Below are 13,786 nucleotides of genomic sequence, written 5' to 3' on the forward strand. Positions count from 1 at the left end.
GAAGCCTGCCGGTCGCCGGGCGGATGATACTGGATGTGCCCCGATTAACCGCTCTGGCTTGAGTGTTGACGGTGCATCAGATATCCGGATCCGCTCGACGGAAGGGAAGAGAGATGGCCGGCTCGCAGGACGTGATCTCCGCACTGGTGGCAGAGGGCGAGGCCGTCGAGGCCCTGGTGGCCGACCTCGCGGACGCCGACTGGGCACGCCCCACCCCGGCGCCCGGCTGGACCATCGCCCACCAGATCGCCCACCTCGCGGCCACCTTCAAGCTGGCCGGAACGGCGGCGGGCGACCCCGAGACGTTCAAGGCACTGGCCGCGAGCATCGGATCGGACTTCGACGGAGCCGTGCAGCAGGCCCTGAAGCCCTACCTGGCGGCGAGCACCCCGCAGATCCTGCTGGAGCGCTGGAACGCCGAACGCCGCGCCGCCGAGCAGGCGTTGGCGGCCGTCCCGGCGGACCGGCCGGTGCCGTGGCTGGTCCGCCCGCTGACGGCGCCGATTCTCGCCGCCGCCGGGATGATGGAGCTGTTCGGCCACGGCCAGGACATCGCCGACACGCTCGGGGTGCGCCGCGAGCCCACCGACCGGCTCCGCTACCTGGTCGAATTCGCCGTCCGCACCTGGGACTTCGGCTACCAGGCCCGCAAACTCGCCACGCCCGAGACCGAGTTCCGCTACGAGATCACCGCCCCCTCCGGCGCGCGCTGGGAGTTCGGCCCCGCCGACGCGGAGCAGTGCATCAGCGGCCCCGCCGTCGACTTCTGCCTCCTGGTGACCCGGCGCCGGCACCGCGACGACCTCGCCCTGACGGCCCACGGCAAGGACGCCGACGCCTGGCTGGACATCGCCCAGGCCTACCGCGGCCCGGCCGGCCCCGGCCGCACCCCCGGCCAGTTCAGCTGACGCAGTTACGGCGTATCCGGAACCGAGAGAATCCGAGAGAAGGAGTCGTCATGGGCACCCGTACCGACGAATGTGCCGTGGTTCTCGGCGGAAGCATCGCGGGCCTGCTGGCGGCCAGGGTGCTCTCCGAGTCCTATCCCCGGGTCGTGATCGTCGAACGCGACAAGATCCTCGGGACCCGCGGCCCTCGCCGCGGAGTCCCGCACGGCAACCACGCCCACGGGCTGGTCGCCCGGGGCCACCAGATCATGGAGTCGCTGTTCCCCGGCCTCACCGACGAGCTGATCGCCGCCGGGGTGCGGCCGGGCGACTTCAGCGGCGACATCCGGTGGTACTTCAACGGACTGCGGCTGCGGCAGGCCCGCACCGGCCTGCCGTCCGTGCCCGCCACCCGGCCGGTGCTCGAACACCACCTGCGCGAACGGGTACGGGCGCTGCCGGAGGTGACGTTCCTGGAGGAGCACGACATCATCGCCCCGGTGGCCGATGCCGACGGACGCCGGGTCACCGGGGTCAGGGTGCAGCAGCGCACCCCGGGAGCCGAGGAGCGCACGCTCGACGCGCACCTGGTCGTGGACACCACCGGCCGCGGCTCGCGGACCCCGCTGTGGCTGGCCGAACTGGGCTACGACGCGCCGCCCGAGGAACGGATCGAGATCGACCTGGCGTACACCACCCGCCACTACCGGCTCGACAAGGACCCGTTCGGCAGCGAGATCGCGATCATTCCGGCCGCCACGCCCTCGCACCCGCGCGGAGCCTTCTTCTACCGGGTGCCCGGCGACGACAACCGGGTGGAGCTGTCGGTGACCGGGATCGTGGGCGACCACCCGCCCACCGACCCCGAGGGGTTCCACGCCTACGTGCGCTCGCTGCCCGCCCCCGAGATCCACGAGGCGATCCGCGACGCCGAACCCCTCGACGAGCCCCTGCGGTTCCGTTTCCCGGCCAGCGTCCGCCGGGACTACCACCGGCTGGAGCGCTTCCCCGAGGGCCTGCTCGTGATGGGCGACGCGGTGTGCAGCTTCAACCCCGCCTACGCCCAGGGCATGACCTCGGCCGCGCTGCAGGCGCTGGTGCTGCGCCGGCACACCGCGGGGCGCCGGCTGCCGCGCCACCAGGCCTTCTTCCGGGACGTCGCGCGGGAGATCCGCGCCCCCTGGTCCTTCGCCGCCGTGTCCGACCTGGGCTACCCGGGGGTCAAGGGCCGTCGGACGGTGCAGACCGTCCTGGTCAACCGGTACGTCGGGCTGGCCCAGCGGGCGGCGGTCCGCGACGCCCGGGTCACCGACGCACTGGTGCGGATCGCCGGGCTGGTGGCCTCCCCGCAGTCCCTGATGCGCCCGCGCACCCTGCTGCGCGTCCTGCTGGCGGCCCGGCGGCCGGTACCGCCCTCGGCCCTCGGCGGGCCGACGGCGTGACGCGGTGGCCGGCCGGGAGGCGAGTGGCGGGCCGGGAAGCGGTGGCGGGCCGTCCGGTTGGGCAAGCAAAAAGTTTTTCGCGACCATGTCGAGAACGGCGCCGCGGCGCCGACTGTGAAGTGGAGGGGGCGCAGCGGGCGCCTCTCGTCGCAAGGAGCGGACCATGAAGTACCTGATCATGATGTACCCGAACGCCGAGGTCCTGGACGCCCTGTCGGAGGAGGAGCGCAACGCCGTCTTCCAGGGGCACGGCGGGTTCATGGAGAAGATCAAGGCGACCGGCGAGTTCGTCGGCACCCTTGCCCTGGCCGGTCCCGACCAGAGCGCCGTGGTCCGGGTTCGCGGCGGTGTGCCGGCGGTGACGGACGGCCCGTACGCCGAGGCCAAGGAGTACGTGGGCGGCGCCTACATCATCGAGGTCGCCGACCTGGCCCGCGCCCACGAGGTCGCCGCGATGATCCCGGACGCGGCCGTCGAGGGCCTGGGCATCGAGGTCCGGCCGATCGTCTACAGCGAGGGCGCGTCCGCCTGAATCGCCTGACCGGTTGCCCGGGGGTCTCGGGGCCCCCGGGCTCCCCTCTTCCTCGGCACTCCCGTGCCGACTGCATCGAGAGGACGACCACATGGACGAGCACATCGACGAACACATCAAGGTTCCGGAGCTGCTGACCGACAAGGTCGTCGTCGTGTCGGGCGTGGGGGCCGGGCTCGGCCGGACGCTCGCCGTGCGGTGCGCCGAGGCCGGGGCCGACGTCGTGCTCGCGGCGCGCACCTCGTCCTACCTGGACGAGGTGGCCAAGGCCGTCGAGGAGACCGGGCGCCGCGCGCTCGCGGTGCCCACCGACATCACCGACCAGGCCGCCGCGGAGGCGCTGGTCGCCGCCACGCTCGACCGGTTCGGCCGGGTCGACGCCCTGATCAACAACGCGCTGGTGGAGCCGCCGCACACCGAGCTCAACGACACCGCGACGGAGGACATCCGCCCCAGCATGGAGGTGGGCGTCTACGCGGCGCTGCGGCTGTCGAAGCTGTTCACCCCGGCGCTGCGGGACAGCCGCGGCTCGATCGTCATGATCAACTCGTCGGTCCTGCGGCACTCCAAGCGCGCCTGCGGGGCGTACAAGATCGCGAAGGCGGGGCTGCTCGCGGCAGCCCAGGTCCTCGCCACCGAGCTGGGCCCGCAGGGCATCCGGGTCAACACCGTGGCGCCGGGGCCGATGTGGACGGAGAAGGTGAAGGAGTTCATCGGGGGGCTGGCCGAGATGCGCGGCATGTCGCTGGAGGAGGGCTACCGCGAGGTGGCCGCCGACATGGACCTGCGCCGGCTGCAGACCCCGGAGGAGACCGCCGACGTGGTGATCTTCCTCGCCTCGGACCTGGCGCGCGCCGTCACGGGCCACTGCCTGGACGTCAACTGCGGTGAGTACCACCACTGACCGAACACCACTGACCTGCAGGAACCTCGCGGACCTGACACCGGCTGCCGACCCGATCGGCAGCCGGTGTTCTCGTGTCCGGACCCCGGCCGGGGCCCGGGTCGGGAGTGGTCGATGCGGCGGTGGCAACCCCCGGGAAAAAAGTTCCGCGAAAAAGTTCCCCGGAGCGGCGCAAGAATCGGCCCGCTGTCTCGACAACGTAGTGAACGGCATTACGACATGAGCGAAGGGAAGCGACAGGCCATGTCCGTCACTACAGCGGAGACAGACCTCCCACGCACGAGCGCACGGCCCTGGCTCGCACTCGCGATCCTCGCACTGCCGACCTTGCTGGTCGCGCTCGACTCGAACGTCCTGTTCCTGGCGCTGCCCAGGCTCACCGCCGACCTCGGTGCCAGCAGCGTCCAGCAGCTCTGGGTCACCGACGCCTACGGCTTCATGGTCGCCGGCCTGGTGATCACCATGGGCTCGATCGGTGACCGGATCGGGCGCCGCAAGCTCCTCATGGCGGGCATGGCGGTGTTCGCCCTCGCCTCGCTGGCCTGCGCCTGGGCGACCAGCCCGATCATGCTGATCGTGGCCCGCGGCGTGCAGGGCATGGCGGGCGCGACCCTGATGCCCTCCACCCTCGCGCTGATCACCAACATCTTCCGTGACGACAAGCAGCGCGGGAAGGCCATCTCGATCTGGGCCACCTGCACCTTCACCGGCGCCGCCCTCGGCCCGGTGCTCGGCGGCGTGCTGCTGGTGCCGTTCTGGTGGGGCGCGGTGTTCCTGCTGGCCGTCCCGGTCGCGGCGGTGGTGCTGATCGCCGGGCCCGTCCTGCTCCCGGAGTTCCGCCCCGAGCACGCGAAGCGCCTGGACCTGGTCAGCGTCGTGCTCTCCCTGCTCGGGATCCTGCCGGTGGTGTACGCGATCAAGGTGCTCTCGCTCGGCAACGGCAGCCCGGTGCCCGGCCTGGTGGCGCTGGCGGTCGGCCTGGTGTTCGGCACCGCGTTCGTGCGCCGGCAGCTCAAGGGCGACGACCCGCTGCTGGACCTGCGGCTCTTCGCGAACAGCTCCTTCACGATCATGCTGACCGCCCTGGCGCTGGCCGGGATGGTCCTGGCGGGCACCGCGCTGAACGTCACCCAGCTGCTGCAGACGGTGCTCGGCTACTCCCCGCTGGCCTCGGCCATGTGGTTCGTCCCGATGGGCCTGTGCATGGCGGTGGGGACGATGTCCACGCCGGCCCTGATGCGGAAGATCACCCCGCGCACCGCGATCACCGGCGGCATGCTGCTCTCCGCGGTCGGCGCGGCGGTGCTGATCCTGGTGAACGGCGACCACGGCGCCTGGCCGATCGTGCTCGGCACCGCGATCATCGGCCTGGGCGCGGGCCCGATGTTCGCGCTCGGCATCGGACTGGTGGTGGGCTCGGTGCCGCCGGAGCGCGCGGGTTCGGCCGCGTCGATGGCGGAGACCGCGAACTACCTGGGCGGTGCGCTCGGTCTGGCCGTCCTCGGCACGATCGGCTCCGCGGTCTACACCAGCAACATGAGCGGGGTCGGCTCCGACCAGGCGCAGGAGACCGTCGCCGGGGCGGCCGCCGAGGCGGCGCAGCTCGGGGCCGACGCCTCCGCGGCGCTGCTGAAGACGGCGCACGCGGCCTTCGTGAGCGGGCTGAACACCGTCGCGGCCGTCTCCACCGGGGTCTTCGCCCTGCTGGCGGTCCTGGCGGGGATCTACTTCCAGCGGGCCGCCCGCAACAGCGCCGCCGCCGGTGCCGACAGCGGCGAGTGACCTGACGGACCGGGCAACGACGAAGCCGGCGCAGGACCTTCGGGTCCCGCGCCGGCTTCCGTTGTCGCTACCCCTCGATCAGGGACAGGGTGCGCGTCGGGCAGTCGTCGACCGCCGCCCGCGCGCCCTCCACCTGGTCGCCGGTGACCTGCTCGACCAGTACCACGACCGTCCCGTCGTGGTCGTTCTGGTCGAAGAGCGCGGGCGCGGCGAGGAAGCACCGGCCCGCGCCGATGCAGCGGTCGGCATCGGTACGGATCTGCATGGGTTCCCCCTTCACCAGGTGACCGGCAGCGTGTGCAGGCCGTAGTTGACGTGGTACTCCTTGAAGCTCAGCGCGTCGGCCGGCTCGGCCAGGCGCAGTTCGGGGACGCGGGTGAACAACGTCCCGAGGAGGACCTCCAGTTCGGTCTTCGCCAGGTGCTGGCCGAGGCACTGGTGGGCGCCGAAGCCGAAGGCCAGGCTGCGGTCGACGCGGCCGATGTCGAAGGCGTCCGGGTCCGGGAACCGCTTCGGGTCCCGGTTGGCCGCCACCGTCAGGCCGAGCACGCCCTCGCCGGCGGCTATCGTGACCCCGCCGATCTCGACGTCCTCCAGCGCCACCCGGGAGTTGGCGATCTCCGCGATGGTGAAGAAGCGCAGCAGTTCGTCGACGGCCGCCGGCCAGCGCGACGGGTCGGCGGCCAGCGCGCTGCGCAGCTCCGGGCGTTCGAGGAGCAGCATGGCGCTCAGGCCGACGACGTTGGCGATGGTCTCGTGGCCCGCCATGAGCAGCATGAACGCCATGCCCACCAGGTCGCGGTGGTCGGGGACGCCCGGCTCGCCGCGCCGCGCGGCGAGCCGGCCGAGCAGGTCGTCGGTCGGCACCTGCTCCTTGCGAGTGACCAACTCGTCCATGTAGCCCATGAGTTCACCGGTGGCCTGGCCGCCGGCCTCGGGGGTGGTGGCGTTCATCAGGATGAAGGAGGTCCGCAGGAAGAACTCGCGGTCGGCGAACGGGACGCCGAGCAGTTCGCAGATCACCAGCAGCGGCACCGGGTTGGCGAAGGCGTCGATGAGGTCGGCGGGGCGGGGCCCGGCCAGGAGCCTGTCGACGTGCTCGTCGGTGATCTCCTGGATCCGGGGCCGCAGCCGGTTGATGCTGCGGGGGGTGAAGTCCCCGGCCACCGCGCGGCGGGCCAGGGTGTGGTCGGGCGGGTCCATCCCGACCAGCGAGGTGGAGAACTCCGGCGGGGGGACCTGGTGGTCCATCATCAGCGGGTAGCCCGGGCGGCGCAGGTCGGAGCTGAAGCGGTTGTCGCCCAGCATCGCCTTGACGTCCTCGAAGCGGGCCGTGGCCCAGGCGAGTTTGCCGCTGGGCAGCCGGACCCGGCTGGGGGTCGGCCGCTCCAGGAGCTCGCGGTAGTCCTCGGGGAGCGTGTACGGGCAGGTCCGGCGGATCGGGTAGGACAGCGGCTCGGGGTGCTCGGTCGTCGTGGTCGTGCCGGTCGTGGCGGTCGTCGTGGCGGTCGTCGTGGTCTCGGTCGGCGTGGTCGTCGCGGACTGGGGGGACGAGTCCATGGCGGTCTCCGGTGGTGGGGGCGGTCAGGTCTGCGGCTGGGGTTCCGGTTTCGGACGGTTGGCGGCCGGCCGGGGTGCCGGGCGGCTCCAGCGGCGCATGGCCGGGAGCTCGACGGTGTGGTGAAGCACCCAGGCGAGCGCGACGATCAGGACGTAGAGGCCGATGATGAACAGGACGGCGACGGGCGTGGAGAACGCGGTCGGGGTGTACGAGTGCGCGTAGCCCACCAGTTCGCCCTTGAAGGCCGCGTGCACCGCGAACATCACGGTGATGTGGATGATGTAGAAGGCGAAGGACAGCTCCCCGAGCCAGACCATGGGCCGGGTGCTGAGGATCGTGCGCTTGCCGGAGAGGTCCCGGGCGGCCAGCGAGCCGATCAGCAGCGCGGCCGGGACGGGGTAGAACGCCGCGATCCCGAACGGGATGGGCAGGTGGTAGAGCAGCAGGAAGGCGGCGAGGTTGAGCAGCACGGCCGGCAGGATCCGGATCTTCGGCCAGCGGCCGGAGGCGACGATCCGGGCGAGGAACATGCCGATCACGAAGTCGATGCAGCGGACCGGCGGGAAGAAGTACAGCGCCCACAGCTGGGGCCAGGAGCCCAGGGGGTAGAAGTGGCTCGGCGGGAAGCCCGAGAGCAGCGGGTAGCTGATCGCCGGGAGCAGGATGGCGGTCGCGCCGAGACCGATGATCCAGGACCACAGGGCCCGGGTGTCCAGGCGCCGGACGTAGCGCACCAGCAGCGGGAACATCGCGTAGCAGAGCATCTCCACCGCGAGCGTCCAGGTCGCGCCGTTGAACTGGTACATGATCAGGTCCTGGGAGGGCAACCAGTTCTGCACCAGGAAGAGGTTGGCGATCGCCGGCCCCCACCTGATCGTCTCGCCCGCAGCGGCGAACTGGGTCAGGGCGATGGCGCCGATCAGGACGTGGGAGGGCCCGATGCGCATCACCCGGCGCCGCCAGAAGCCGGTGGCCGTCTGGCCGGGCTTGGCGGACCAGGTGAGCACGAAGCCGCTGAGGACGAAGAAGAAGGAGACGGCGAGGAAGCCGATCCGTCCGTCTCCGGTCAGGGTGCTGAAGACGGAGAGCGCGTCCGGGTCCTTGAACGCGCCGAGGACGAGCGCGTGACTGGCGAAGACGAAGACGACGGCGATGGCGCGAAGTCCCTCCAGTGACGGCAGTGTTGCCGTACGGGTGGGTGCTGGTGAGCTCATGTGCAACCTCTCTCTCCCGGGGCGGGGAACGGGCGGTGGTACCTTCCGATCTTTTGCTGGGTGGCACGCGGCGCGGCGCCACTCGCCCGTAGGTCGGACCCGGACGGAGGGATTCGACATCGTCGTTTCTTCCAACGTGCTGCCCGCCGGAGGTTTGAACGGGGGCGAGAAAGGAGAACGGCTGTGGCCGGGGCGGAAGGCCCCGGCCACAGCCGTCGGTCGTCGGTTTTCGGTTTCCTACGGGTCGCGGGTCGCTGGTCGCTGCTGCTCAGCGGCGCCAGAACAGCAGGTGGGTGACGCCGCTCGGGCTGGGCACCGTGTCGAGGTGGAAGCGGTCGAGCAGTTCGGTGTGGCTGCGCCAGAGCCGTTCGCCCCGGCCGATGTCGACGGGGGCGACGGCGATGTGCAGGGTGTCGATGAGGTCGGCGTCCAGGAACTCGCGGATGGTGGTGACCCCGCCGCTGATGCGGATGGTGCGGTCCCCGGCGACCTGCTTGGCCTGGTCCAGGGCCTCGGCGGGCTTGGCGTCGATGAAGTGGAAGGTGGTGTCGGCCAGCGTGAAGGAGGGGCGCTCGTAGTGAGTGAGCACGAAGACCGGCGCGTGGAACGGCGGGTTGGCGCCCCACCAGCCCTTCCAGTCGTGGTTCTCCCAGGGCCCGCGCTGGGGGCCGAACTTGTTGCGTCCCATGATCACCGCGCCGGGCGGGCGGGCGTGGTCGCGGGTCAGGTAGTCGTCCAGGCCGCGGGTGCCGCCGGGGTCGGTGCGGTTCACCCAGCTCGCGGTGGCACCGGCCCAGGAGAAGAGGGGGGAGGGGTCCGCATGGCCGAAGGGCCGTTCCAGTGACTGCCCCTCACCGGCGCCGAACCCGTCCCGTGACACGTTGAAGCACTGCACCGACACCAGCTGCGTCATGCCTTCCACACCTCTCCTCGGGGGTGGGCGCGTCCGGCCGTCCGTACCGTGGTCATCCGTGCGGTGGTCATCCGTACGGACGGGCGCCCGCCCTCCCAACGACGGTCCTCGTGCCGGGGCACGGCGGCGTCGGCCGTACGGGTGAGCGGGCGCTCCCGGCCGGTAGCACGTGGCCGGCCGGTGGGCGGCCGGTGCGCGGAAACCGGGACCGGGCGGCTTGATCTCGGCTTGGATGTCGAGGGCGGGCCGCCCGCGGCGACGTCTCAGGTAGAGAACAGTCTCAGGTGGAGAGCACCTGTCGGCCGCGCAAGGGATCAAGGAATGATGAGATGAAGTACATGCTGCTGATCCACATGGACCCGGTAGTCTGGGACGGCCTGTCCGAGAGAGAGCGCAACGCGGTCTTCTCCGGACACGCCACGTTCCAGCAGAACATCCTCGACTCCGGTGAGATGGTGATGACCCAGGCCCTCGCCGACCCGTCCGGCAGCGCCACGGTCAGGCTCCGCGGCGGACGGCCCGCTGTCACCGACGGCCCGTACCTGGACGCCAAGGAATTCATCGCCGGCTACTACCTGGTCGACTGCGTCTCCAAGGAACGCGCCGTCGAACTGGCCGGCCAGATCCCCGACGCCCGGTACACCGGCATCGAGGTCCGCCAGGTCGTCTTCGAAGCCGATACGGAGAGTTGAGCAGATGAACCCTGACGCCCGGGTCGAGGACCTGCTCCGATCGCTGGCACCGCAGGTCCTCGGCGCGGTCGTCCGGCGCTACGGGCACTTCGACGCCTGTGAGGACGCCGTCCAGGACGCCCTGCTGGCGGCCGCCGTCCAGTGGCCCGACCAGGGCGTCCCCGGCAACCCCAGGGCGTGGCTGATCACCGTGGCCGCCCGGAGGGTGATCGACGCGCTGCGCAGCGAGCAGGCCCGCCAGCGCCGGGAGGCCACCGCCGCCGCGCTCACCCCGACCGACGAGACGGTGACGCCGGGCCCGGGCGAGGAGCCCAAGGCGGCCGAGCAGGACGACATGCTCACCCTGCTCTTCCTCTGCTGCCACCCCTCGCTCACCCCCGGCTCGCAGGTCGCGCTCACCCTGCGGGCCGTCGGGGGCCTCACCACCGCGCAGATCGCGCACGCCTTCCTGGTGCCCGAGTCGACCATGGCCCAGCGGATCAGCCGGGCCAAGCAGCGGATCAAGAGCACCGGGCTGCCGTTCCGGATGCCGCCCGAGAGCGAGCGCACCGAACGGCTGGCGGTCGTGCTCCAGGTGCTCTACCTGATCTTCAACGAGGGCTACACCACCACCAGCGGCCCCGACCTGCAGCAGCCCGAACTCGCCTACGAGGCGATCCGGCTCAACCGTGAACTGCACCGGCTGCTGCCCGACGAGGGCGAGGTCGCCGGCCTGCTGGCGCTGATGCTGCTGACCGACGCCCGCCGCCCGGCCCGTACCCGGCCCGACGGCAGCCTCGTCCCGCTCGCCGAGCAGGACCGCTCCCGCTGGGACCAGGCCGCGCTCAAGGAGGGCCTGGCGCTGATCGCCGAGACCCTCCCGAAGGCGGTGGCCGGGCCGTACCAGGTGCAGGCGGCCATCGCGGCCGTGCACGGCGAGGCCGCGCACGCGGACGACACCGACTGGCCGCAGATCATGGCGCTGTACGAGGTGCTGGAGCGGATGTCCCCCGGCCCGATGGTGACGCTCAACTACGCGGTCGCCGCCGCGATGGTGCAGGGCCCGCAGTTCGGGCTCGACCTGCTGGCGACCCTGGAGGCCGACGGCCGGCTCACGGGCCACCACCGGCTGGCCGCGGTCCGTGCCCACCTGCTGGAGATGAGCGGGGACCTGGAGGCGGCCCGGAAGAGCTTCCGGGAGGCGGCCAAGCGCACCGGGAGCATTCCCGAGCGCCGCTACCTGGAGAGCCGGGCCGACGGGCTGGGGAAGAGCTGACGGATCGTCAGTTCGCCAAACCCTGGAGTTTCAGGAGGAGTCGGGAGACATCGGTGGCGTTGATCGCGCCGGTCGCATCCAGGACGGACTGCCAGGCCGGGTCGGAGCAGATCAGCACGGGGCCGTCGGCGGGGGAGTCCGGCAGGCGGCCGTGCGAACCTCGGACCCAGGACGGGTCCAGCGGGACGACGTCCATGGCGTAGCGCAGGCCGAGCTTCTTGCGGGCCAGGCCGAGCACGGCCCTGGCCCTGGCCATCGGGTCCGCCGGGTCGAAGAACAGCTCGGCCGGGTCGTAACCGGGCTTGCGGTGGATCTCGACGGACCGGGCGAAGTCGGGGGCGCGCGCGTCGTCCAGCCAGTAGTAGTAGGTGAACCAGGAGTCGGGGGCGGCCACCGCCACCAGTTCGCCGGCCCGGGGATGGTCGAGCCCGTGGCGGGCCTGGTCGGCGCGGTCCAGCACCTCGGCCACGCCCGGCAGCCGGAGCAACTGGTCGCGCACCTTGGGCAGATCGGACTCGTCGGGGACGTAGACGTGCGCGATCTGGTGGTCGGCGACGGCGAAGGCCCGCGAGGTCCACGGGTCCAGGTACTCCATGCCGGCCTGGGTGTACACCTCCAGCAGGCCCTCCCGGCGCAGCTCGCGGTTGATGTCCACCGGGCGGCTCACCGGGGTGATGCCGTACTCGCTGAGCGCGACCACCGTGGCGCCGGCCCGTTCGGCCTGCTCCAGCAGCGGTGCCAGTTCGAAGTCCACCGCGCGGGCCGCCAGCATGGCCTGCGAGGAGTCGGGGCCGTAGCGCTGCAGGTCGTAGTCCAGGTGCGGGACGTAGACCAGCAGCAGATCGGGCCGTTCGGTGCGCAGGATCCGGCGGGCCGCCGAGACGATCCAGTGGCTGGAGGCGATCCCGGCGGTCGGGCCCCAGTACTGGAAGAGCGGGAACGGCCCGAGCGCGTCGGTGAGTTCGTCGCGCAGCGCCGGCGGCCGGGTGTAGCAGTCGGGGGACTTGCGGCCGTCGGCGTGGTAGACCGGGCGCGGGGTGACCAGCAGGTCGGTGGAGGCGCCCATGGCGTACCACCAGCAGACGTTGGCGACCCGGTAGCCGGGGTGCAGGGCGCGGGCGCGCTCCCACACGCTCGGGGCCCGGACCAGCCGGTTGTGCTGGCGCCAGAGGTGGATCTCGCCCAACTCCCGGAAGTACCAGCCGTTTCCGACGATGCCGTGCTCGGCCGGGAGCCGGCCGGTGAGCAGGGTGGACTGCACGCTGCAGGTGACGGCCGGCAGCACCGTGCGCAGCGGGGCGGACCCGCCCTGCTCGGCCAGCCGGGCCAGGTTCGGCATGTACGGCAGCAGGCGCGGGGTCAGGCCGACCACGTCCAGCAGCACCACGGGCTTCACCGGACCACCCCCTCGCCGATCAACTCACGTTCCGCCCAGACCAGTTCGGCGGCGATGCCGGCGGGGACACCGGCCGGCGCGCCGGCCGCGGCGCCGGGCGGGGTGCCGACGCTCTCCCCGGGCAGCACCGGCCAGGTGTAGGTCTCGACCTCGATCACCGTGCGCTCGCCGACCGCCGCCACCGCCCGGCGGAGAACCTCGGTGGTGGCGCGCAGCGGCGCGGGCGGCCGGGCGTGCAGCGGCACGTGGAAGTGCACCCGCCAGGGCCCCCGGCCGGGCAGCCGGTCCAGTGCCTCCGGCAGGTCGTCGGCGGTGAGCACCCGCCCGGAGCCGTCAAGCTCCCGCACCTGGTGGAGGTAGCGCGGTTCGGCGTACCGGGCGAGCAGCCGGCGCGCCTGCGGGTCGCCCGGGTCGTCCAGGTGCAGGGCGGCCGAGGCCTGGATCCGGACCACCCGCAGGCCGGCCCGCTCGACCTCGGCCACCGTCCGCTCCGGGTCGGCGAAGGAGACCGCCAGGTGGCAGGTGTCCAGGCAGAGGCCGACGAATTCGAGGTCCGCGCGGGGGGCGAGCCAGCGCACGGCGTCCGAGACGCTGTCCAGGACGCAGCCCGGCTCCGGTTCGACGGCCAGCCGGATCGGCCGGCCCGCCCGGCCCGAGACCGTGCGCAGCACCGCCGCGGTCCGCCGCAGCGCCTCCTCGGCGGCCCGGTCCGCGGCGGCGGACCAGGGCCGGCGCCAGCCGAGCGGCAGGGTGGAGATACTGCCGCCGTCGGCGTCGTCGGGCAGCAGCCCGGCCAGGACGGTCGCGCAGTCGGCGGTGTAGCGGGCGCGGTCGGGCTCGGTCCAGTCCGGCCGGTACACCGCGTGCTTGACCACCCGCTGGTGGAAGCCCCCGTACGGGAAGGCGTTCAGGGCGAGCACCGCCAGCTCGCGGGCGTCCAGTTCGGTGCGCAGCCGCCGGAGCAGGGCCGGGTCGGCGGCCAGTTCGGCGGCGGCGTCGGCGGCCAGCCACAGGCCCAGTCCGAGCCGGTCGAACCCGGTCCGCTCGCGCACCGGCACGGCGCAGGTGTCGAGTTGGCGCAGGATGCCGGGCAGGTCCTCGGCCGGGTGGACGTTGGTCGAGTAGCAGAGCCGGTTCGCGGTTCGGCTTGCGGTTCGGCTTGCGGGGCGGCTCACGGCTCGGCTTGCGGTCTGGCTCGCCGGGCGGTG

General features: G+C 72.3%; 13 protein-coding genes. 7 read left to right on the forward strand and 6 right to left on the reverse strand.

The features are described from left to right. Nucleotides 1–113 precede the first annotated feature (113 nt). From CRP52_RS29055 to CRP52_RS29075, 5 genes are all read left to right on the forward strand, one after another. The gene (locus CRP52_RS29055; RefSeq protein ID WP_097239099.1) at nucleotides 114–908 is read left to right on the forward strand and encodes a TIGR03084 family metal-binding protein; all 795 of its coding nucleotides are present in this window, start codon (nucleotides 114–116) and stop codon (nucleotides 906–908) included. 50 nt (nucleotides 909–958) lie between these two features. Then, the gene (locus CRP52_RS29060) at nucleotides 959–2,329 is read left to right on the forward strand and encodes an FAD-dependent oxidoreductase (RefSeq protein WP_097239100.1); all 1,371 of its coding nucleotides are present in this window, start codon (nucleotides 959–961) and stop codon (nucleotides 2,327–2,329) included. 163 nt (nucleotides 2,330–2,492) lie between these two features. Further along, nucleotides 2,493–2,861, forward strand: coding sequence for a YciI family protein (locus tag CRP52_RS29065; protein ID WP_097239101.1), 369 nt, complete (start codon nucleotides 2,493–2,495; stop codon nucleotides 2,859–2,861). Between the two features lie 91 nt (nucleotides 2,862–2,952). After that, nucleotides 2,953–3,765 carry an SDR family oxidoreductase gene (locus tag CRP52_RS29070; protein ID WP_097239102.1) on the forward strand — a complete coding sequence of 271 codons (813 nt, stop codon included), beginning with the start codon at nucleotides 2,953–2,955 and terminating at the stop codon, nucleotides 3,763–3,765. A gap of 243 nt (nucleotides 3,766–4,008) precedes the next feature. Continuing rightward, entirely contained in the window at nucleotides 4,009–5,547 is a 1,539-nt protein-coding gene (locus CRP52_RS29075) for an MFS transporter (protein ID WP_097239103.1), read from the forward strand. Between the two features lie 67 nt (nucleotides 5,548–5,614). Here CRP52_RS29075 and CRP52_RS29080 read toward each other — a convergent pair whose 3' ends face one another. From CRP52_RS29080 to CRP52_RS29095, 4 genes are all read right to left on the reverse strand, one after another. Continuing rightward, nucleotides 5,615–5,812 carry a ferredoxin gene (locus tag CRP52_RS29080; protein ID WP_097239104.1) on the reverse strand — a complete coding sequence of 66 codons (198 nt, stop codon included), beginning with the start codon at nucleotides 5,810–5,812 and terminating at the stop codon, nucleotides 5,615–5,617. 11 nt (nucleotides 5,813–5,823) lie between these two features. After that, nucleotides 5,824–7,107 (reverse strand): cytochrome P450, encoded by a 1,284-nt coding sequence (locus CRP52_RS29085; protein WP_097239105.1) that lies wholly within the window; start codon nucleotides 7,105–7,107, stop codon nucleotides 5,824–5,826. Nucleotides 7,108–7,131: 24 nt separating this feature from the next. Beyond that, nucleotides 7,132–8,322 (reverse strand): acyltransferase family protein, encoded by a 1,191-nt coding sequence (locus tag CRP52_RS29090; protein ID WP_179852959.1) that lies wholly within the window; start codon nucleotides 8,320–8,322, stop codon nucleotides 7,132–7,134. A gap of 268 nt (nucleotides 8,323–8,590) precedes the next feature. Next, nucleotides 8,591–9,235 carry a dihydrofolate reductase family protein gene (locus CRP52_RS29095; RefSeq protein WP_097239107.1) on the reverse strand — a complete coding sequence of 215 codons (645 nt, stop codon included), beginning with the start codon at nucleotides 9,233–9,235 and terminating at the stop codon, nucleotides 8,591–8,593. A 329-nt stretch (nucleotides 9,236–9,564) separates the two neighbouring features. Here CRP52_RS29095 and CRP52_RS29100 point away from each other — a divergent pair, with 329 nt between their 5' ends. Both CRP52_RS29100 and CRP52_RS29105 read left to right on the forward strand, forming a co-directional pair. Further along, on the forward strand, nucleotides 9,565–9,927 hold the full coding sequence (locus CRP52_RS29100) for a YciI family protein (protein ID WP_097239108.1): 363 nt from the start codon (nucleotides 9,565–9,567) through the stop codon (nucleotides 9,925–9,927). A 4-nt stretch (nucleotides 9,928–9,931) separates the two neighbouring features. After that, nucleotides 9,932–11,182 (forward strand): RNA polymerase sigma factor, encoded by a 1,251-nt coding sequence (locus tag CRP52_RS29105; RefSeq protein WP_097239109.1) that lies wholly within the window; start codon nucleotides 9,932–9,934, stop codon nucleotides 11,180–11,182. Between the two features lie 7 nt (nucleotides 11,183–11,189). On the opposite strand, the gene CRP52_RS29110 is transcribed toward CRP52_RS29105, so the two are convergent. Both CRP52_RS29110 and eboE read right to left on the reverse strand, forming a co-directional pair. Beyond that, complete coding sequence (locus tag CRP52_RS29110) at nucleotides 11,190–12,569, reverse strand: alkaline phosphatase family protein (protein ID WP_373560575.1); 1,380 nt, start codon at nucleotides 12,567–12,569, stop codon at nucleotides 11,190–11,192. Between the two features lie 5 nt (nucleotides 12,570–12,574). Further along, nucleotides 12,575–13,753, reverse strand: a complete 1,179-nt coding sequence (gene eboE, locus CRP52_RS29115; RefSeq protein ID WP_097240419.1) for a metabolite traffic protein EboE — start codon at nucleotides 13,751–13,753, stop codon at nucleotides 12,575–12,577. Nucleotides 13,754–13,786 lie beyond the last annotated feature (33 nt).

Origin of the sequence: Streptomyces sp. 1331.2 (genome assembly GCF_900199205.1) — a bacterium.
Classification (GTDB): domain Bacteria; phylum Actinomycetota; class Actinomycetes; order Streptomycetales; family Streptomycetaceae; genus Kitasatospora.